Source organism: Marivirga lumbricoides (genome assembly GCF_014636295.1).
GTDB classification, from domain to species: Bacteria; Bacteroidota; Bacteroidia; order Cytophagales; family Cyclobacteriaceae; genus Marivirga; species Marivirga lumbricoides.
The window spans coordinates 25,658-45,070 of sequence record NZ_BMEC01000005.1; the positions used below are offsets into that span (position 1 = coordinate 25,658).

Below are 19,413 nucleotides of genomic sequence, written 5' to 3' on the forward strand. Positions count from 1 at the left end.
GATCATTTAAAACTTTTAAATTCTTATGATAAAGATTCTATCGACTGAGCAAGTAAGAAAAGCTGATGAATACACTATTAAGAACGAACCTATCTCTTCCATAAATCTGATGGAAAGAGCCAGCAAAAAAGTGGCTGAGTGGGTTTTGCACAGATTTTCAAAAAAGTTTAAAGTATGTATAATTGCCGGAAGCGGAAATAATGGAGGAGATGGATTGGCAGTTGCCCGTATTTTAAATGGTTATGGCTATAAAGTTTATGTTTTATTGGTTTTGGGAGGCGCAGGCTCTGATGATTTTAATGAAAATCTGGATAGGCTGAAAAATTTATCATCTGTAAATTTTGTTTCAAAAGCTGAGGACTTTGAAGGTATAAGTGGTGAAAAAATTTATATTGATGCAGTTTTTGGATCAGGTTTGTCACGTGATATTGAGGGAGAGCCGGCAGAACTTATTCATACAATTAATCAACATTATGGGGTGAAATTGGCTATTGATATCCCTTCCGGTATTTATGCAGATAAACATTCTACTGGTAAATCAATATTTAAAGCAGATCATACCTTGAGCTTTCAAACTCCTAAGCTAGCTTTTATGATGCCGGAAAATTATCCTTTTGTTGGCGAATGGCATATTCTGGATATTGGGTTAAGTCAGGAATTCCTCAGGCAAGTTGATACTGATAAATCCTACTTTGAAGCTAGAGATTATAGGGAGAAGGCTGTGACACCATTCGGCCATAAAGGAACTCGCGGACGAGCCACTGTTATTGCAGGAGGTTTCGGCAAAATGGGAGCAGCTCTTCTGGTGTTAAAAGGAGCTTTACACTCCGGTATCGGTTTACTCACCGCACAGGTGTGCCCTCCAAGTGTAAATGTGGTACAAACAGCTGTGCCAGAAGCATTAATTTTACAGGATGAAAACGATTATGTTTTAGGAACATTGCATGATTATTCCAATCAGGATGTATTGGTTATGGGCCCTGCAATAGGTAATGCTAATAAAACCTGTATACTTTTGAGAGAAGTACTTTCAAGTTATAATGGACAACTTGTGCTTGATGCAGATGCAATAAACATTCTTGCTGAAAATAGAGAGATGTTGGAGATGCTTCCTAAAAATACCATTCTTACGCCACATCCGGGGGAATTCAGCAGGTTGGTTGGCAAGGCCGAAAATGATTTTGAGAGAATAGAGCTTCTTCAATCATTTTGTAAAAAGTATCAGGTGATAACAGTTCTTAAAGGGAAATATACAGCAGTATGTAGTGCTAAGGGGGAAATTAGCTTCAATTCTACAGGGAATTCAGGAATGGCAAAAGGAGGTAGCGGAGATTTACTTTGTGGTATTATCGCAGGAATTTATCCTCGTAAAAAAAATACTTTTGAAACAGTAAAATTGGCAGTATTTTTGCATGGGTTAGCTGGAGATTTGGCTAAGAGTTATTTGGGAGAAAATTTTATGACTCCTTCAAATATTGCAGATTACCTTTCCTTTGCGGAAATGAATTTGGATGAGTGAAAGAAACATACAACTCTTAACTAATGACCTACGTAATCCTATAAACAAGTAATGGGCTAACAGAGCATTGGAAGCAATGTTATTCATAAACAACATTTATTCAAATAATGCTGAATTTGTGAAATAAAAAGCCTATGTTAAAAAGATTACAGTTTACTCAGATGAAATGGGGGTTAACTTTAAAGAATGTAACACATGAAACAAAATTTACTTATATATCTTATTTTCTTTTCTATTCTTTTACCATTTGGTGGTCATCACGCACTTGCTGAGAGTTCTGGTATACACAACGGAAAAAACGTGCTAGAAATTGTACCTAAAGAAAATTCAGGATTTACTCTTCTAAACATAGATGTTTACCCAAATCCTGCAGAAGATTATATCTATGTGAAATTAGATAACAATAGTGGCAAAGATGTTAAGCTGGATGTAATGAGTTTCATAGGAAATAAAATGAATTCATCTTCAGAAAAAATCAATAGTGGTTTGTATAAGTTGAATATTCGTAATATGCCTTCAGGACATTATTATGTGTTATTAAGTGTAGGTACGGAGAAGCATATCAAAAAATTTATTAAAAAGTAATTCTTGCTTTTATGTCTTCATAGAATCTATAAGAATACTCTCATCTAATTTTTTCTTTCAGTTAAAGTTACCATTCCTACAAAACTTATCTATTTCTTTTATTAAGCAGGAATAATTACTTACTTTTCTAGCAAATGAATTGGAATGATTGCTAAAAAGTATTTTTTCTTTCTTGCAGCGCTGGGCGAAATCATAGCTCTGCTCTTCGATATAGAGTTATTGCATCAAATATGTAAACCTCTACTTGTACTAACTTTACTAATTTATTTCTGGGATAGATCGGAAGCTCAAAAAGGTGATAAGTGGGTTTTTCATGTTACTTTAGCTCTAGCTTTCAGTTGGGTAGCAGATATTATGTTACTCTTTACTGATAAAAATTTTCTTTTCTTTTTTGCAGGCTTAGCAGGTTTTTTGGTGGCCCATGTATTTTATATTTTGGCTTATTGGAAAGCTACTTTTCATGGGAGAATTAAATTTGGCTTCTCTTTTATCCCTTTAATTATCATTGGCTATGCAGTGCTAATGGGTTTTTTAATCATTCCATACACTGATGGCGTAATCCAGATCCCTGTTGCTTTGTATACTACTGTAATTTCTATCATGCTCATATTTGCCTGGTATAGAAAAGGGCAAACCACCAGAGCGAGCTTTCAGTGGGTCTTCGGAGGAGCTATCCTTTTTGTGATTTCAGATTCCATTTTAGCCATTAACAGATTTTCAGAGACAATTCCTTTTGCCGGCTTATTAGTCATGGTTACATATATTTCTGCACAATGGTTAATAGTTAATGGTTTGTTGAAATATGAGTCAACTGTTTGACTATTAATAATATATGTTTTTGTTTAAAAATTGCTGAAATTTTTTTCAGTAAAAATGTTGTTTGTTTCGAAATGCTTTTCATACATTTGAGGCATAATTCAATTTATAACGAAGAGGTGAGAGACAGGCTCTGTGATCCTCTGGCAACCTGATTCAAGGTGCCAAATCCTGCCCAACAAAGGGAAATATAAATAAGAAGACAATGACACACAGGAAAAGCATCGCATCCAGCGAGTTCAAAAATGTTAAAGGTTCTAATTCAAAGACCTTAGTTTCCAAAATCAACAATTCAATTTCAGCAAATATTTACATGCGAATGTGCATGCGTTGTTGTTGCTGACAACAACCCCTTCATTCTTCAGGAGTAATAAGCGTCAAATTCTTTTTTGGCCCACACTCTCTGAAATGGTCTAAACAGACATTAATATCAATTTCAAAAAAAACACAAGTTTAAAAGCATTCTGAGGTTCTACAGCTTCTTCTGTTTTGAGCTTGCTTTATCTTAATAATCTCATTTTTCACACATTATAAATTTTATACTTATGTCTAATTCCTTAAGATTCGAAACACTACAGTTACATGCCGGACAAGAGCCTGATAGTACAACTAATTCACGTGCTGTGCCAATTTATCAAACATCAAGCTTTGTTTTTAACGATTCAGATCATGGAGCCAATCTTTTTGCATTGAAAGAGTTTGGAAATATCTATTCCCGAATCATGAATCCTACCAATGATGTTTTTGAAAAAAGAATAGCAGCATTGGAAGGTGGGGTTGCGGCTGTTTCTGTTGCATCCGGTCAGGCTGCTCAGTTTATTGCTCTCAATAATATTTTAGAAGCCGGAGATAATTTTGTTACCACACGATTTTTATATGGGGGCACCTATAACCAGTTTAAAGTAGCTTTTAAACGTTTGGGAATTGATGCCAGGTTTGCAGAAGATGAATCTGTAGAAGCTTTTGAAAAGCTGATTGATGGTAAAACAAAAGCTATTTATGTTGAAACGATCGGTAACCCTGCATTTAACATTCCTGATTTTGAAGCTATTTCAGCTCTGGCTAAAAAACATGATATCCCTTTTGTTGTAGATAATACATTTGGTGCAGGTGGTTATCTATTCAGGCCTATTGAACATGGCGCCAATGTAGTAGTAGAGTCAGCTACTAAATGGATAGGCGGCCATGGCACTTCTATAGGTGGTGTAATTGTTGACGCAGGTAATTTTAATTGGGGTAATGGCAAATTCCCTCAATTTTCAGAGCCGTCAGAAGGTTACCATGGACTGAACTTTTGGGAAACTTTCGGGGATAATAATCCACTAGGTTTGCCTAATATTGCTTTTGCCATAAGAGCAAGGGTAGAAGGTTTAAGAGATTACGGACCAGCATTAAGCCCTTTTAATAGTTTCTTATTGTTGCAAGGTTTGGAAACGCTTTCTTTGAGGGTTCAAAAAACAGTGGATAATGCACTAAAACTAGCTTACTGGTTAGAGAAACATCCATTGGTAGAAAAAGTTAATTATCCTGGTTTAGAATCCAGCAGATATTATCAGTTAGGCAAGAAATACCTGAGAAATGGCTATGGCGGTGTGCTTTCATTTGTACTTAAAGGCGACAAAGAAGAGACCAAGGCTTTTATTAATAACTTAAAACTTGTAAGTCATTTGGCAAATGTTGGTGATGCCAAAACGCTTATTATACAGCCTTCAGCTACCACTCATCAGCAACTTTCCAACGAGGAACAACTTGCTGCAGGTGTTTTACCTAACTTGCTAAGGATTTCTGTGGGTATTGAGCACATCGATGATATTACAGACGATCTTCAGCAATCTTTTCAAAAAATCCATCAGAACTCATATGCCACAGCATAAATTACCGGAGTCTTTTACATTAGCAAATGGAGAGGTGTTGAAAAACGCCTCTCTTTATTATGAAATTTCAGGTGAGGTGTTGCCTGGAAAAGAAATTATTTGGGTGTGTCATGCTTTCACAGGAAGTGCCACAGTTATTGATTGGTGGCCTACTTTGTTTAAAGAAAATGGAGGGTTCATTGATTTAAATAAACATGTACTAATATGCGCCAATATGTTAGGGTCATGCTATGGCAGCACAGGGCCCCTTTCTATAAACCCTGAAACGGGTAAAGCTTACGAGGCCGATTTTCCTCTTCTGAATAACAGGGATGTTGTGACTTCATTTATACATCTAAGAAAAGCTTTAGGCATTTCCAGGATAGATTATCTTATCGGGGGGTCATTAGGAGGGCAGCAGGTATTAGAGTGGTCTGTTGCAGAACCTGAAATTATAGCAAAGCAAGTAATAGTTGCTTCCAACGCACGCCATTCTGCCTGGGGAATAGCTTTTAACGATTTGCAAAGAAGAGCAATTGAACTAGGAGGGGATAACCCGGAGAAGGTGGATGAAGCACTTTCTGTAGCCCGGGGAATTGCTATGCTAAGTTACAGGTCTTACACGGATTTCGAGTTGAAGCAAAGTGGGCGAGGGGCAGACAACCATCATAAAGCTGTCTCTTATTTGAAGTACCAGGGAGAGAAATTTAATAAGCGGTTTAATTCCCATGCATACAAAATTCTTTCTCTGATGATGGATGCTCATGATATTTCCGCAAATAGAGAGGCTACAGATAGAGAGGTATTATCAAAAGTAAAAGCTGAAACACTTTGCATAGGGATAAATTCAGATTTCCTTTTTCCTGTGCAGGAGCAAAAATATATAAGTGATCAGATTCCAAATGCCAGCCTGGAAGTAATCAATTCAGATAAAGGCCATGACGCATTTTTATTGGAAGGCAACCTGATTAGTGAATTAATCAATAAAAAATTTAATAAAGTAGTAAATGAAAAAATATAGAGCGGGTTTATTCGGTTTAGGAGTTGTTGGGAGTGGAGTGTTTCAAACTCTTTCAAACAATAAAGATTTCCCGATAAGCATCGAGAAAATAGCCGTAAAAAATCCTGGAAAGAAAAGAAATATAGAGGTGGATGCTTCAAAAATTTATACGGATGCAAGTGAGTTGCTGGAAGATGAGTCTCTGGAAATTATTATAGAGCTGATCAATGATCCTCACGAGGCTTTTCAAATAGTATCTCAAGCATTAAGAAATGGAAAAAAAGTAGTAACTGCCAATAAGAAAATGATTTCCCTTTATCATCAGGAACTTCTACAACTAAGTTCGGAAACCGATGGAACACTTTTGTATGAGGCCGCAGTTTGTGGAAGCATACCTGTTATTCGCTTATTGGATCAGCAGTTTGGTGCAGATGAAATTAATAAAGTGACTACTATTGCAAATGGCACTTGTAATTATATTCTTACCCAAATGTCTGCCAAAGGATGGAGCTATACTAAAGCCTTACAAGAAGCCCAGAATTTAGGTTTTGCAGAATTAGATCCTTACTCCGATGTAAGTGGTGAAGATACCAGATTCAAGTTATCAATTATCATACTTCATAGTTTTGGGGTACACATTAAAGCGGATGACATTCCTATGGTAGGTATTGAGCACATTGATGATTCTGCAATTGAATTCGCTTCTGAAAATAAAGTAAAGATCAAATTAGTAGGTCAGGCTATTCAGAAAAATGGTAGCTTGTCGGCTTCTGTTATTCCACAATTTGTGGAGGCCAGTGAAGATATTTTCTTTGTAGATGAAGAATATAATGCAGTTCAGATTGATGCAAAATATGCTAATCGACAGTTCTTTAAAGGTAAAGGGGCAGGTAGTTTTCCCACCAGTTCTGCGGTAGTTTCTAATTTATCAGATATTATTTATAATAGGGGATATCAATTACCAGCATCTCTCACCACTTTTAAAAAAATAGAACCTACTAGTGATTACTATTACGTGGCAGGGAATGAAGAGGTATTACATCACTTAAATGTGGAGGAAATTTTGGTAAGTGAAACAAATTATAAGATTGTGAAAGCATCATTAGGTACTTTGTTGGAAACATCTAAAGAAGGTGCTGCGTTATCAATCATAAATTTACCCGAAAGCCTGTTGAAAAAACTTGCCAATACACATGCAATAATTTAGGTTAGTCGAACTATTTTATATTACTTTCGGGCTTCAAAATCAAAACATTTAAATCAGCAGAATGAAAATTGCAGTCCTTTCCAGAAATCCTAAATTATATTCAACACAGAGGCTTATTGAAGCGGCTGAACTACGAGGTCATGAAGCAGTAATTCTTGATCATATGCGTTGTGACATTATTATGGATGAGGATGGGCCTTCTATCTATTACCATGGAGAGCAATTGAATAAGATTGACGCCATCATCCCAAGAATTGGGGCATCTGTTACCTTTTATGGTACTGCAGTGGTACGTCAGTTTGAGATGATGAAAACTTTTAGCGCCATTGATTCTCTTGCTATTACGAGGTCTAGAGATAAATTAAGAAGCCTTCAAATTTTATCCAGAAGTGGGTTAGGAATGCCAAGAACCGCTTTTACCAATTCTTCTGAAAATGCCGGTGATTATATATTAGAGCATTTGGGCAAGGCCCCGGTAGTCTTGAAACTGCTGGAAGGCACCCAGGGCTTAGGTGTGGTATTAGCGGAAACGCGGAAAGCAGCGGTTTCAGTAATTGAAGCTTTTGAAGGGTTGAAGGCAAGAGTAATTATGCAGGAATTTATAAAAGAAGCTGGCGGAGCAGATATACGTGTTTTTGTTGTGGATGGTGAAGTGGTAGGCTCTATGAAAAGACAGGGAAAGGAGGGGGAATTCCGTAGTAATTTACATAGGGGTGGTTCAGCAAATGTGATTAAGTTGAGCAGAGCTGAAAAAACGGCTGCATTAACTGCCGCAAAAGCTATGGGTTTAGCTATCGCTGGTGTTGATATGTTACAATCATCAAGAGGACCACTGATTCTTGAAGTAAATTCTTCCCCTGGCCTTGAAGGTATTGAAAAAGCCACCGGTTTTGATATTGCAGGAAAGATTATAGAATATGTTGAGCGTGGAAAAGACAAAAAAAGGCTTCCTAAAGATAAAGTGAAAGCCTGATAATCAATAAGATACTACTTAGTTTTGTTATAAACGGTGAGCAGGATTCTAAGAGCCCTGCTCACCCGGTTCCTGATCTTTAGGATGTCTAATTAACTGATGATATTTTTCCTTAAGTTTTTGAGGAGCTTTCCCCTTTTTAAACATCCTGAACACTATCAAATTAGCGATATTTACCCTAAAGTATCCATTGATTTTATACTTCCTGGCGGAAACTATTACCGATTTAGGCAATACTGTGAATTTATACTTTCTCCACAGTCTTTGAATGAGTTCAAAATCCTCCATCACCACGTACTTCTCATTAAACCTGCCTTCAGCTTCAAAAATATCCTTTTTTATAAAAAGTGTTTGATCACCCCCCCGGCACCATAAGAACTTAAATCTGGTAAAAAATGAATTGATCTTTAATAGAGGGTTCGAGGATTTGAACCGAAACCTGTAACATCCAAAATCTATACCTTCATCAACAGCTTGTAAAATGTCTTCAGCAAAAGTTACGGGCGGAAAGGCATCGGCATGAACAAAATATAATATATCTCCGGTTGCCATTTCGGCTCCCTTATTCATTTGGAGTGCTCTACTGGCTTCCTCACTTTTTATGACATTTGCTCCAAGTTGTATTGCTTTGCTTTCAGTATTGTCTTTGCTGTTGGCATCTACCACAATTACATCAGCTACATGGCCATTGCTGTTTAAAGTTATATGCTGCAATAACTTACCTATAAGTTTCTCCTCATTCAAAGTCGGGATAATGACAGATAATTTCTTATGTTTAGTGGAAGACATCTATACTGGTTAAATTTGCGTAAATTGATCAAAACGTACGAAATAACTAACATGAAAAGATTTATATTTATCCCCTTTATTATCGCTACACTGGTTTTGGTCAAAAATCATTCAATAAATGCTCAAGGTAACATCAAAAATGAGAAAAACGAATATGTTCAGCTAAGTATGAAGCTTTTAGGAGCAATTAAAAATGACCAGGATTACAAAACTTATACTAAACAACTAAAAGAGCTGTCACTGGATAAACTATCCAAATCATTAGATACTGATAATAAGACAAAAGCTTTTTGGATTAATATTTACAATGCATATATCCAGATTTTGCTGACAGAGAAACCTTCATTATTTAAAGACAGGAATGCTTTTTTTAAAGCTGACCAAGTCAATATAGGAGGTGAAATGATGAGTTTTGACTTTATAGAGCATGGAATTATCAGAGGATCCAAAGTAAAACTTTCCATGGGTTTTCTGAAAGATCCTTTTGCAGGTAAAATTGAGAAGCAATTTAGAGTGAGTGAAACGGATGGAAGGGTGCATTTCGCATTAAATTGTGGAGCAAAAAGCTGTCCGTATATCGCTATTTACAGTGCAGTTAATCTTGATGAAGAACTTGACATTATTGCCAGTCAATTTCTTGAAAGAACTACCATATATTCTAAGGACGAGGTGAAAGTTACAACTCTTTTCAGTTGGTTCAAAGGTGATTTCTCTAGTAGAGGAGGCGTTTTAGGGGTGCTCAAAAGCTATAACATTATCCCTCAAAATGCTGACCCTGATGTGGAATATAAAGATTATGACTGGACATTGGACCTGGGAAACTTTACCGATTTAAAGTCTTAGTTGTTATACTTAAGACTTAAATCGGTAAGAATATTCATGCTGCTGATGAATTTATTATAGCCATTATCTTTACTGAATTGATTGATGCTCATTAAATGATCTGGTTGGCAAAGAAGCATTAGCACCTTTAAATCCTCCGGATCTTTAATGTTACCTTTATTTTTGAATAAATCTGCTATTTGTTGAAGCAAGGCTTTTTGTAAAGGATTATTAGTATAATCAGGTATTTTATATTGCCATGAAGGAGAAGTTAAAGGCATACTTACTGCATAAACAGGCTGTTCCTTTCCGCTGGTACTTATAAACAACTGATTGATTTTAACATCGTTCTTTATCTGGTCGTCTATTTGATTGCTGGCATATGCACTTCCGTAACCATTTATCAGGCTGATTTGGAAACCTTCTTTATCATCACCATTGGCAAGTAAAATATTAAAGTCATCCGTTGTGTTAGCCCTATACAACTGGCCTGAATGTTTGCCTGCCAGGTGCCAAGTATTGGCTGTAGCCACTATTGAATTGTATCCTAACTGTTGTACAATGTTGGCTATCTCATCATCGAATAAACATGCTGTATTAATAAAAATTTCTGGAGAAGGCTGAAAGAATTTCTTCAGTAGTTTCTTATGGAGCATTGCCTCTTCCTTGAACAACTCATGAGAGCATAAATAACTGAAGGAGTGGTAGGCACAAGAGCCGATAAGCGAAATTTTTTCTTTGTTTACATTTTCCTGCAATTCCAAAAGCATGTCAGGATCTGTACTTTCCAGTTGTTCCAAAAAGGAAATACTAAAGAATACCAGAGGATTACGTTGAGTATCAGCCATTTTAAGTAAAGTTCTCAAACGGGGCTGAATGTTATCCTGGTACTGAAGGTTAAATGCATCCACGGAGGCCTCTTTATCGATATGCTTCGCTTTTTTGCTGATTTCAAGAAACGATAAGTTTTTTAGCTTAAGCGGATGATGAAAATGTATGATTTGGTAATTGTCCATTTTAGATACTATTTTCAAATATTTTAACAATTTGAGCTACAGAATTATTCCAGCTTTGATTTTTTAAAGCTTCTTTGTTGGTTTTAATATGTGCTTCTGTGCTTTCTTTATTTTGTGTCAGTTTAATAATTCTCTGTGCATAAATTTTAGGGTCAGCTTTACTGACTATTTCTGCAGCAGGTAGTACTTCTTTTACGCCACACTGGTCCGATAGAATAACAGGTAAGCCAACATTGGCTGCTTCTAATGCACTTAAACCAAATGGGTCGGATGTGGAAGGCATAACAAAAATAGCTGAGCCAGACATCAAAGTGAATAATTCCGATTGTGTAAGATGGCCAGTGAAGTGAAATTTATCCATCATACCATCTTCTGTACACTTATTAATCAGCGCAGGAAGCAATTCACCTTCTCCCGCCATTACAAATCGTAGGTTCTCCTTTTTTACATGGAGTATTTTTGCGGCTTCCACAAAATCCATTGCACCTTTTTGGGCACAGAGCCTGCCTGCAAACAGAACAATTGGTTCTTTAAAAGGAGATTTAAAAGGCTTTAATTGTGCCGGGGTAACCCCATGGTGTACTACATGTATTTTCTCTTTTGAGATACTGTAATTTTTTGTAATAATATCAGCATGATACTGACTCACCGCTATAATGGCATCTGCTTCAGTTAGGCCTTCTTTTTCCAACTTATATAACCACGAATTACTTCTCTTGCCTGTTCTGTCATAATCCAATGCATGGATATGCAACACCATTGGCTTTTTAAACTTCTTTTTTAAGGCAATTGCCGCAGAAATTGACATCCAATCATGCGCGTAAATAAGATCAAATTCTATTTTTTCTCCTTCTACAATTAATCCTTCTGTGTAACTGTCTAATGAATCTTTTATCTGATTATTTTCTTCTTCAGAAAGTTCCTCTTCAGTTTGGGATAGATAGAAGTAAGGATTGATACTATTCTTAATCTGAATATGAACTATATCCGCATTTAGTTTTTGGATATCCTGAAGCTCATTATCTATATGGATTTTTACTGTATTTTTTTTATGAGCAGTATTTTTTGAACCCTGTTCTAAAGTTTCAGGAGAAAATAATTTTAAATCGGTTTTTTGGGATAGTTCTTCAGCAATATGATTACATGCAACTCCCATTCCGCTATTCATGCGGCTTGGCTCACCAGGACCAATCATCAGAATCTTCATATGTAATTTAGTTTATAAGTTGATAGTCAATTCTTACATTAAGTACTTTTAAACGGACTAAAAATTCAAATGATGTCAATTTTGCCACTAAAGAAATGGCTAAAAAATCTGTTTTAATAAGGAGTAGCTCAAGCGACCATATATTTAAATAATCTCTATTGATTTGAAGTCTTTGGAGATATTTAAAATGGGTAAGTTATCCTCTAATTCCCAGCTTACTTCATTTCCATCTACCGATACCTTGTTGATTTCACTGCTAAACCCATGTAATTTTAATTTATATCCTTTGTTCCCGGCATCGTACAGCCCTTCCTTCTTCTGCGTTATCTTAACTTTATCCTTTAAACCCTCTTGAGTAAAAGTACGTACAGTGTTAATTCCTTTTTCAAAATCTAAACTTTCACCATCATCCTCATAGAAATGAGAGGTCGTTTTATTTGATGCTTTGTACACATGGAGCGTAATAAACTCAGGTACAAATTCATCAGTATACTGCATTACTGGTTGAAAAGGAACAATTGCCCCTTCTTTTACAAACAGTGGTATTTGCTCCAGAGGTGTGTCAACCGAAATCTCTTTTCTTCCTGCTACCATCTCGTTTGTCCAGAAGTTATACCAGTTACCCTCAGGAAGATACATAATTCTGGAGGAAACGCCTGGCTGAGATACAGGACAAATCAGTAGGTGATCTCCCAGTAAAAATTCCTCTTCTCTGTCAAGTGTTTCTCGGTCATCCTGGTAGGCCAGGCTGATAGATCTGAGCATTGGAGTAGAAAACTCGGAATACTTCCAGAAGCATGTATAAAGATAAGGCATAAGTTCATACCTGAACTCTATGTATCTTCTCACAATATTTAAAAACTTTTCTTCAAAAACCCATGGTTCTTTATCTCCGTGGTCGCCTGAGGAGTGTGTTCTGAAAAATGGATGAAAAGTAGCCAATTGAATCCACCTTGTATAGAGTTCACCATCAGGAGAGCCTATAAAACCTCCCACATCAGAGCCGGCAAATGATACGCCTGAGCTGCTCAACCGCTGGCACTGTATATTGGCAATATGCAAGTGCTCCCAGGAGGCCATATTATCACCTGTCCACACGGAACTGTATCTTTGAATACCTGCATAAGCAGACCGGGTAATTGTAAAGCTTCGTTTATTGCCGGCAAACTGTTCCAGTCCACGGTAAGTAGCCCTTGCCATCTGCATACCATACACATTATGGCCTTTTCTGTGGCTGCAGGGATGTCCGTCATAATCGTGGCGCACATCTCTGGGGAAGGTACCTTCCTCAAATACGGCAGGTTCATTCATGTCATTCCAAACTCCGGCAACACCGTCCTGAATAATACCTGAAAATAAGCCAGACCACCATTTTCTGGCTGCAGGATTGGTAAAGTCAGGAAAATGACACGGACCGGGCCAAACGCTTCCTTTAAACCTCGCTCCATCCATTCTTGTGCAGAAGTAATCATGGTAAACTCCTTGCTGGTAGATGGAGTAAAGCGGATCTATTTTAATGCCCGGATCAATAATGACTATAGTTTTAAAACCATCTTTTCGTAAATCGCTGATCATTTTTTGCGGCTCGGGAAATCTTTCCTGATTCCAGGTAAAACATCTGTAGCCATCCATATAATCAATATCCAGGTGGATTACATCGCATGGTATTTTCTTCTCTCTGAAAGTGGCTGCCAGCTCTCTCACTGTGCTTTCAGGGTAATAGCTCCATTTACTTTGATGATAGCCTAAAGCCCACTTTGGTGGCATGGGCGATTTACCTGTCAGATCAGTATATTTTTCTACTACATCTGTCATTTGAGGACCATAAATGAAGTAGTAGCGCATTTCGCCTCCCTGCGCCCAAAAACTTAATGCTTCCTGCCGCTCGCTTCCAAAATCAAAGAATGTCCTGAAGGTGTTATCCAGAAAGATGCCATAACCCTCTGTTCCGTTTAAACCTATAAAAAACGGAATGTTTTTATAAACCGGATCGGTTTCATTGCCATAACCATAACAGTCGGTGCCCCAAAGTTCTTTTCTGGTGCCATTCAGGTTAAGCTTCCCGGTTTTATCACCCAGGCCATAATACTTATTTTCTTTTACTGACTTAAGCGTGGAAATTACCACATGGCCTCCAAAACGTTTTTCCTCTTTCCAATGATAGCCTTTCTCATCTTCTACTAAAACTTTACCAAAAGAATCGGAGATTTTAATTTTACTATCAGCTTTATTGATAAAACATTGAAGATTAGCCGTTCTTATTACCAGGTGTTCCCCTTTTTCCTTAAAGCTAAAAGCAGTTTCTTTTATTTCAAATTCAGGATCAATTGCATAGGAAAAATCATCTTCAAAGTAGCCGTCATTAGCAAACCTGAACTTTAAAATGCTTTCACTAATTATGCTTACTTCTAAAGTAGAAAATTCCGCATATATTTTAACTTTATTTTTTTTCTGTTTCCAGCTAATGATGCTACCCGGATAAAACTCCTCTTCTTTGCTCTCTGTAAATTTCTCTATATAATTCCCTTCAAAATTGCTATCTTTTGCCTGGACGCTCTCTTTATTTTCTTCCATTTTTTTGCTTTGATTTAAGAAATCAAGTATTTCACCTGCAGTGAATTAAAGCACAAATTACATACTTATTGTATCTTATACACTAAGTATGTAATTAAATTTTTTGATCTGTTTTTTTCTTTTTCTTCAGATTGTCTTCTGAAATCAAAATCATTTTATAAATTAAAGACTAATTGATCATTTATTCTTTAATACGTATTATAAAATATAGGTTAATTATTTATGACAAAAGCGCATTTTTAGAATTTGAGAATATATGGAGAAGACAGCAGTTTTAGATACTCATAATCATATTCTGACAGAGGTTGCCTGGGAAGTTTGTAATCAGGTAGGAGGGATTTATACTGTAATTAGGTCAAAAGCACCTGTAATGGTTAAAAAATGGGGGGATAATTATTTTTTAATAGGTCCTTACATTGCTAAAGAAGCTTCTACTGACTTTGAGGAATCAGATTTAGACCACCCTGTAGTAAATGAAGCATTAAAAGTATGCAGAGATAATGGGCTGGATATAAAATCCGGACATTGGCTGGTCTCAGGAAGGCCTCAAACATTGCTTTTTAATCACAAAGCCATGTTTCATGAACTGGGTAATATTAAATATTACTACTGGCAACACCATGCAATCGATTTTAAAAAGCATGATCCTTTAATGGATGAAGTTTTAGCTTTTGGTTATATGGTACATATATTTTTGTCAGAACTTACAAGAGCAGCTTTAAATCATAAATTAAAACCTCTGGCTCATTTTCATGAATGGATGGCAGGAAGTGCTATCCCTGATTTGCGAAGAGATCAGGTGCCCCTTCAAACTGTTTTTACTACGCATGCCACTTTGCTAGGCAGGTATTTAGCAATGAATGATCCTCAATTTTATGATCACTTACCATTTTTGGATTGGAATAAGGAAGCTAATCATTTTAATATTGAGGCAAATGTAAAGCTTGAAAGAGCCTGTGTACACGGTGCCCATGTTTTTACCACCGTAAGTGAAGTTACAGGAAAAGAGTGCTTTCACTTGCTGGGAAGAAACCCTGACCTGATATTGCCCAATGGGCTTAATATTGAACGGTTTTCAGTGTTGCATGAAGTGCAAAACCTGCACCATGAATACAAGCAGCAGCTGGAACAATTCATTATGGGGCACTTTTTTAAGAGCTACTCATTTGATCTCAATAAAACCATGTATTTCTTCACTTCGGGAAGGTTTGAGTTTTCCAATAAAGGGTATGATCTCACGCTAGAGGCGCTGGCAAGACTGAACCACAGGCTTAATAAAGCAAATTCTCCGTTGACAGTGGTTATGTTCTTTATTACCAAACAGCCGGTTCATTCTATTAATCCGGAGGTATTAAATGCAAGAGCAATGTTAGATAAGATCAACAATAATTGCGATGCTATCGTTGATCAGATAAAGAATAAATTATACAGACAGGCTGCTGCAAGTAAGGGAGACCATAAATTACCTAACCTGAACGTAATGGTGGATGATTATTGGCGGTTGAGGCACAGAAGAACCATTCAATCATGGAAATCTGATGAGCTGCCCCCGGTAGTTACCCACAATTTAGTGGACGATGCAAATGATCAGATTTTGAATTTTCTCAGAAAATCAAATTTGGTCAATAAGAAGGAAGACAATGTGAAAATAGTCTATCATCCGGATTTTATTTCTTCCACTAATCCATTGTTCGGAATGGAGTATGATGATTTTGTGAGAGCTTGTCATTTGGGTATTTTTCCAAGTTACTATGAGCCCTGGGGCTATACGCCAATCGAATGTCTGGCAAGGGGAGTAGCCGCGGTTACTTCTGATCTATCGGGCTTTGGTGATTACCTGAAAAATGTTCCTATTGCTGATGAAGCACATGGATTGTACCTGGTAAAAAGGGCAGAGCGTAGTTTTGATGAAGCAGCCGAGGATCTTACAGATCTGATGTGGAGATTTATTCAAATAAGTGGCAGAGATAGAATAGATATGAGAAATAAATCAGAAGATTTGTCCGAAGCATTTGATTGGAAAAACCTGTACTCAGCCTATGAGAAAAGCTATAAAATGGCATTAAAAACACTTTTTTAATATATAATAAACTAAAAACCACACATGAACCAAGAAGTAAAAGATAAAATAACTCAATCTGGAAAAAATTTAAATACTATTGAGGAGCAGTTAAGACGCTTTGAATCAGGTTTTCCTTATTTACCCATTCAACGAGCGGCCACTGTTGAGGATGGGATTATTAAGCTAAGCGATGATAGCATGGAGCATTTCATTTCTTTTTATGAAAAGCGCGCTCTTGATTATGAGATTTGTAAATTTGTTCCTGCAAGTGGTGCAGCCAGCCGAATGTTCAAAAATTTATTTGCCTTTTTAGATGAAGATGCCTCAAAAGCTGAAACAGATGAATTCCTTATCAAATTTTTTACAAATATTAACAAATTTGCCTTTGCACCCAGCCTGGATAAAGCTTTAAAAGCCCATGGTTCAGGGTTGCAGGAGTCTCTACAAAACAAAGATTATCACCGTATTGTGAAAGTTTTATTAACTGAAGAAGGCTTAAATTATGGGCAGCAACCTAAGGGGCTTTTGGAATTTCATAAATATGGAGATAAAGCTAAAACTCCTGTAGCAGAGCATTTTACAGAGGGCGAGAATTATGCCAAAGGGAAAGACAATAAGGTAAGATTACACTTTACTGTTTCTCCTGAGCATCAAAAAGCCTTTCAGGAACATGTAGATAAAATTAATAAAGGTTTTGCCAATTTTGAGATTACTTTTTCTCAGCAGAAGCCGGAAACAGATACCATTGCGGTGGATATGAACAATCAGCCATTTTACGAAAGTGATGGAACAATTCTTTTCAGGCCGGCAGGACATGGCGCCTTAATCGAGAATTTGAATGACCTTGATGCAAATATCGTTTTCATCAAAAATATTGATAATGTAGTACCTGACCACTTGAAGTCGGAAACTATCAGGTATAAAAAGGCACTGGGTGGTTTATTGATGAATGTGCAGTTGAAGATATTTTCTTATCAAAACCAACTTGAGCGCACCATTAATGAACTGGAATTAATAGAAATAGAGAATTTTGCCAAGAAGGAATTAAATATCATTTTCAAAAATGACTATGACGATTTGCCTTTTGCAGAAAAAGTAGGGTACGTTGAATATTTGCTTCACAGACCTATCCGTGTTTGTGGAATGGTGCCTAATACAGGAGAGCCTGGTGGTGGGCCATTTTGGGTAAGCGAGTCAGATGGCTCTTTATCTCTTCAAATTGCTGAAACTTCTCAGATAGACCCTAACGACCCCACAGCGCAACAAGCTTTGCAGTCAGCTACCCATTTTAACCCTGTAGATGTGGTTTGCGGATTGAAGGATTTACATGGAAGGAAATTCGACTTATTAAAATACATAGATCCGGAAACAGGATTTATAACAGAAAAGTCGAAAGATGGGAAGGCGCTTAAAGCACAGGAGTTGCCGGGTTTATGGAATGGTGCTATGTCAAATTGGATCACCTTATTTGTAGAAGTACCTTTAGTGACTTTTAATCCTGTTAAAACAGTGAATGACCTTTTGAGGAAAGAGCATCAGGGAGTATAGATTAGGGAGCAGATATTAGATACCAGACATTAGATTCTGCAGAGCACTCTTATATATTCTCCAATATTCACAGGTCAAATAACCTTTGTTTATAAAGGCAAAAGAAATACAGGGTTTGTAGTCGGGATTTATTTAATGAGGTGCCTGTATGATGCAAAAATATAGACTGAAATTCTAAAAAAAAATAATTTCTTGATTCAAACAAAAGGTGCCAAAGTGATTCTTTGGCACCTTTTTTATGTACAAATTTTCTTCAGGTTTGAATTAGCACTGAGTTGACTTTTTTCTTGGGGGGTTAAACTGAGTCTGTCTTCCAGCTTAGGCATAGTAGGTATTTTGGTCATGAAAACAAATAGCACAAGAACCACTATGCCAATATTATTACAGCGACAAATTCATAACAGTACCATCTGAGCAATGTGAGCGCTCTGAAGCTTTGAATTCATCTTAGCGGCTAAGCAATAGAACCCTTAGAGCAATAATGGAGGATTGTGCGTAGCTGATGGATGCCGAATTGTTGTGTATATCATTTTGTCCTATTGAGATAAAATGTGCCTAAGTAGTTAAAGGCAAAATCTTTTGGTTATTTTTTCCTGTATGCATAAAAAAAGCCTGAAAGCAATATTACCTTCAGGCCTTTTTCTGTAAATGAAATTGTTAGCTTATTTAGAAGCTGTTTTTCTTACAGTACGTTTCTTTTTCGGCTTTTCTTCAACTACCTCTTCTTCAACGTTGGTTAATAATCTACCACAATGTTCACAAACTATGATTTTCTTTCTGTCTCGAATATCTGCCTGCTTCTGAGGTGGAACTGTATTGAAACAACCGCCACAAGCACCTCTTTTTACCGGTACTACAGCTAAACCATTTCTCACATTGTTTCTTAATTTCTGGTAAGAAATTGCCAACCTGTCCTCCAGGTTTTTTAATGCTTTTTCTCTGTCTTTCTCCAGCTTTTTAACGTCCTCTTCACTTTCAGAATTAATGTTTTCTAACTCTGATTTTTTGTTTTCGAGGTCTTTCTGACGATCCTCGTGTAATCTCTTCGTCTCTTCAATACCGGAAACTTTCTCTTCAATTTTAGCTTCTGCTTCCTTAATTCTTTTTTGAAGAATCTGGATATCAAGTTGTTGAAGTTCTATTTCTTTAGTTATAGCATCATATTCCCTGTTATTTCTAACAGTCATTTGCTGCTCACCATATTTCGCAATCATTTTTTCTGCTTCCTTGATGCCTTTTTTACTGGCTTCAATTTCATCGTGTATTGCTTTTACCGTCTCGTCAAATTTTTCGATACGGGTTTCATATCCTACGATTTCATCTTCTAAGTCGCGAACTTCATCAGGAAGTGCACCTCTTACTTTCTTAATTTCGTCTAATTTTGAATCTATGCCTTGTAATTTTGTTAAGGCATCAAGCTTTTGTGCTACAGTACTTTCCAT

General features: G+C 36.7%; 15 protein-coding genes and 1 riboswitch. Of the genes, 10 read left to right on the forward strand and 5 right to left on the reverse strand.

What is annotated here, in order from left to right; all coding sequences use genetic code 11:
- Positions 1 to 25 precede the first annotated feature (25 nt).
- The 7 genes from IEV85_RS08680 (at position 26) to rimK (ending at position 7,953) form a co-directional block, all read left to right on the forward strand.
- Positions 26 to 1,519: an NAD(P)H-hydrate dehydratase gene (locus IEV85_RS08680; RefSeq protein ID WP_188462327.1), complete on the forward strand. Its 1,494-nt coding sequence runs from the start codon at positions 26 to 28 to the stop codon at positions 1,517 to 1,519.
- A 195-nt stretch (positions 1,520 to 1,714) separates the two neighbouring features.
- A complete protein-coding gene (locus IEV85_RS08685; RefSeq protein WP_188462329.1) occupies positions 1,715 to 2,104 on the forward strand; it encodes a T9SS type A sorting domain-containing protein in 390 nt (129 codons plus the stop codon).
- Between the two features lie 144 nt (positions 2,105 to 2,248).
- Positions 2,249 to 2,923 carry a lysoplasmalogenase gene (locus IEV85_RS08690; protein ID WP_188462331.1) on the forward strand — a complete coding sequence of 225 codons (675 nt, stop codon included), beginning with the start codon at positions 2,249 to 2,251 and terminating at the stop codon, positions 2,921 to 2,923.
- A 100-nt stretch (positions 2,924 to 3,023) separates the two neighbouring features.
- Positions 3,024 to 3,117: riboswitch (SAM riboswitch) on the forward strand.
- Positions 3,118 to 3,465: 348 nt separating this feature from the next.
- On the forward strand, positions 3,466 to 4,794 hold the full coding sequence (locus tag IEV85_RS08695) for an O-acetylhomoserine aminocarboxypropyltransferase/cysteine synthase family protein (protein ID WP_188462337.1): 1,329 nt from the start codon (positions 3,466 to 3,468) through the stop codon (positions 4,792 to 4,794).
- Positions 4,781 to 5,794, forward strand: coding sequence for a homoserine O-acetyltransferase family protein (locus IEV85_RS08700; protein WP_188462339.1), 1,014 nt, complete (start codon positions 4,781 to 4,783; stop codon positions 5,792 to 5,794). Before IEV85_RS08695 ends, IEV85_RS08700 begins: the two co-directional genes overlap by 14 nt.
- Entirely contained in the window at positions 5,781 to 6,980 is a 1,200-nt protein-coding gene (locus tag IEV85_RS08705) for a homoserine dehydrogenase (RefSeq protein WP_188462341.1), read from the forward strand. The genes IEV85_RS08700 and IEV85_RS08705 overlap by 14 nt, the downstream gene beginning before the upstream one ends.
- A 61-nt stretch (positions 6,981 to 7,041) precedes the next feature.
- Entirely contained in the window at positions 7,042 to 7,953 is a 912-nt protein-coding gene (rimK, locus tag IEV85_RS08710; protein ID WP_188462343.1) for a 30S ribosomal protein S6--L-glutamate ligase, read from the forward strand.
- A 48-nt stretch (positions 7,954 to 8,001) separates the two neighbouring features.
- On the opposite strand, the gene IEV85_RS08715 is transcribed toward rimK, so the two are convergent.
- Positions 8,002 to 8,742: a TIGR04283 family arsenosugar biosynthesis glycosyltransferase gene (locus tag IEV85_RS08715; protein ID WP_188462345.1), complete on the reverse strand. Its 741-nt coding sequence runs from the start codon at positions 8,740 to 8,742 to the stop codon at positions 8,002 to 8,004.
- 51 nt (positions 8,743 to 8,793) lie between these two features.
- On the opposite strand from IEV85_RS08715, the gene IEV85_RS08720 reads away from it, so the two are divergent.
- On the forward strand, positions 8,794 to 9,585 hold the full coding sequence (locus IEV85_RS08720; protein ID WP_229712543.1) for a DUF547 domain-containing protein: 792 nt from the start codon (positions 8,794 to 8,796) through the stop codon (positions 9,583 to 9,585).
- Here the strand turns inward: IEV85_RS08720 and IEV85_RS08725 are convergent.
- The 3 genes from IEV85_RS08725 to IEV85_RS08735 form a co-directional block, all read right to left on the reverse strand.
- Positions 9,582 to 10,580 carry a polysaccharide deacetylase family protein gene (locus tag IEV85_RS08725; protein ID WP_188462347.1) on the reverse strand — a complete coding sequence of 333 codons (999 nt, stop codon included), beginning with the start codon at positions 10,578 to 10,580 and terminating at the stop codon, positions 9,582 to 9,584. The two genes, IEV85_RS08720 and IEV85_RS08725, sit on opposite strands and share 4 nt — an antisense overlap.
- 1 nt (position 10,581) lies before the next feature.
- Positions 10,582 to 11,787: a glycosyltransferase gene (locus tag IEV85_RS08730; protein WP_188462349.1), complete on the reverse strand. Its 1,206-nt coding sequence runs from the start codon at positions 11,785 to 11,787 to the stop codon at positions 10,582 to 10,584.
- 144 nt (positions 11,788 to 11,931) lie between these two features.
- Complete coding sequence (locus tag IEV85_RS08735; protein WP_188462351.1) at positions 11,932 to 14,361, reverse strand: glycoside hydrolase family 31 protein; 2,430 nt, start codon at positions 14,359 to 14,361, stop codon at positions 11,932 to 11,934.
- 256 nt (positions 14,362 to 14,617) lie between these two features.
- On the opposite strand from IEV85_RS08735, the gene IEV85_RS08740 reads away from it, so the two are divergent.
- Both IEV85_RS08740 and IEV85_RS08745 read left to right on the forward strand, forming a co-directional pair.
- Positions 14,618 to 16,441 (forward strand): glycosyltransferase, encoded by a 1,824-nt coding sequence (locus IEV85_RS08740; RefSeq protein ID WP_188462353.1) that lies wholly within the window; start codon positions 14,618 to 14,620, stop codon positions 16,439 to 16,441.
- A gap of 24 nt (positions 16,442 to 16,465) precedes the next feature.
- Entirely contained in the window at positions 16,466 to 17,971 is a 1,506-nt protein-coding gene (locus IEV85_RS08745) for a DUF4301 family protein (RefSeq protein ID WP_188462355.1), read from the forward strand.
- A 662-nt stretch (positions 17,972 to 18,633) separates the two neighbouring features.
- Here IEV85_RS08745 and IEV85_RS08750 read toward each other — a convergent pair.
- Complete coding sequence (locus IEV85_RS08750; protein ID WP_188462358.1) at positions 18,634 to 19,413, reverse strand: zinc ribbon domain-containing protein; 780 nt, start codon at positions 19,411 to 19,413, stop codon at positions 18,634 to 18,636.

Coding starts and splice junctions, on each gene's coding strand:
- IEV85_RS08680 (WP_188462327.1), top strand. CDS start 26: ATGATAAAGATTCTATCGACTGAGCAAGTAAGAAAAGCTGATGAATAC.
- IEV85_RS08685 (WP_188462329.1), top strand. CDS start 1,715: ATGAAACAAAATTTACTTATATATCTTATTTTCTTTTCTATTCTTTTA.
- IEV85_RS08690 (WP_188462331.1), top strand. CDS start 2,249: ATGATTGCTAAAAAGTATTTTTTCTTTCTTGCAGCGCTGGGCGAAATC.
- IEV85_RS08695 (WP_188462337.1), top strand. CDS start 3,466: ATGTCTAATTCCTTAAGATTCGAAACACTACAGTTACATGCCGGACAA.
- IEV85_RS08700 (WP_188462339.1), top strand. CDS start 4,781: ATGCCACAGCATAAATTACCGGAGTCTTTTACATTAGCAAATGGAGAG.
- IEV85_RS08705 (WP_188462341.1), top strand. CDS start 5,781: ATGAAAAAATATAGAGCGGGTTTATTCGGTTTAGGAGTTGTTGGGAGT.
- rimK (WP_188462343.1), top strand. CDS start 7,042: ATGAAAATTGCAGTCCTTTCCAGAAATCCTAAATTATATTCAACACAG.
- IEV85_RS08715 (WP_188462345.1), bottom strand. CDS start 8,742: ATGTCTTCCACTAAACATAAGAAATTATCTGTCATTATCCCGACTTTG.
- IEV85_RS08720 (WP_229712543.1), top strand. CDS start 8,794: ATGAAAAGATTTATATTTATCCCCTTTATTATCGCTACACTGGTTTTG.
- IEV85_RS08725 (WP_188462347.1), bottom strand. CDS start 10,580: ATGGACAATTACCAAATCATACATTTTCATCATCCGCTTAAGCTAAAA.
- IEV85_RS08730 (WP_188462349.1), bottom strand. CDS start 11,787: ATGAAGATTCTGATGATTGGTCCTGGTGAGCCAAGCCGCATGAATAGC.
- IEV85_RS08735 (WP_188462351.1), bottom strand. CDS start 14,361: ATGGAAGAAAATAAAGAGAGCGTCCAGGCAAAAGATAGCAATTTTGAA.
- IEV85_RS08740 (WP_188462353.1), top strand. CDS start 14,618: ATGGAGAAGACAGCAGTTTTAGATACTCATAATCATATTCTGACAGAG.
- IEV85_RS08745 (WP_188462355.1), top strand. CDS start 16,466: ATGAACCAAGAAGTAAAAGATAAAATAACTCAATCTGGAAAAAATTTA.
- IEV85_RS08750 (WP_188462358.1), bottom strand. CDS start 19,413: ATGGAAAGTACTGTAGCACAAAAGCTTGATGCCTTAACAAAATTACAA.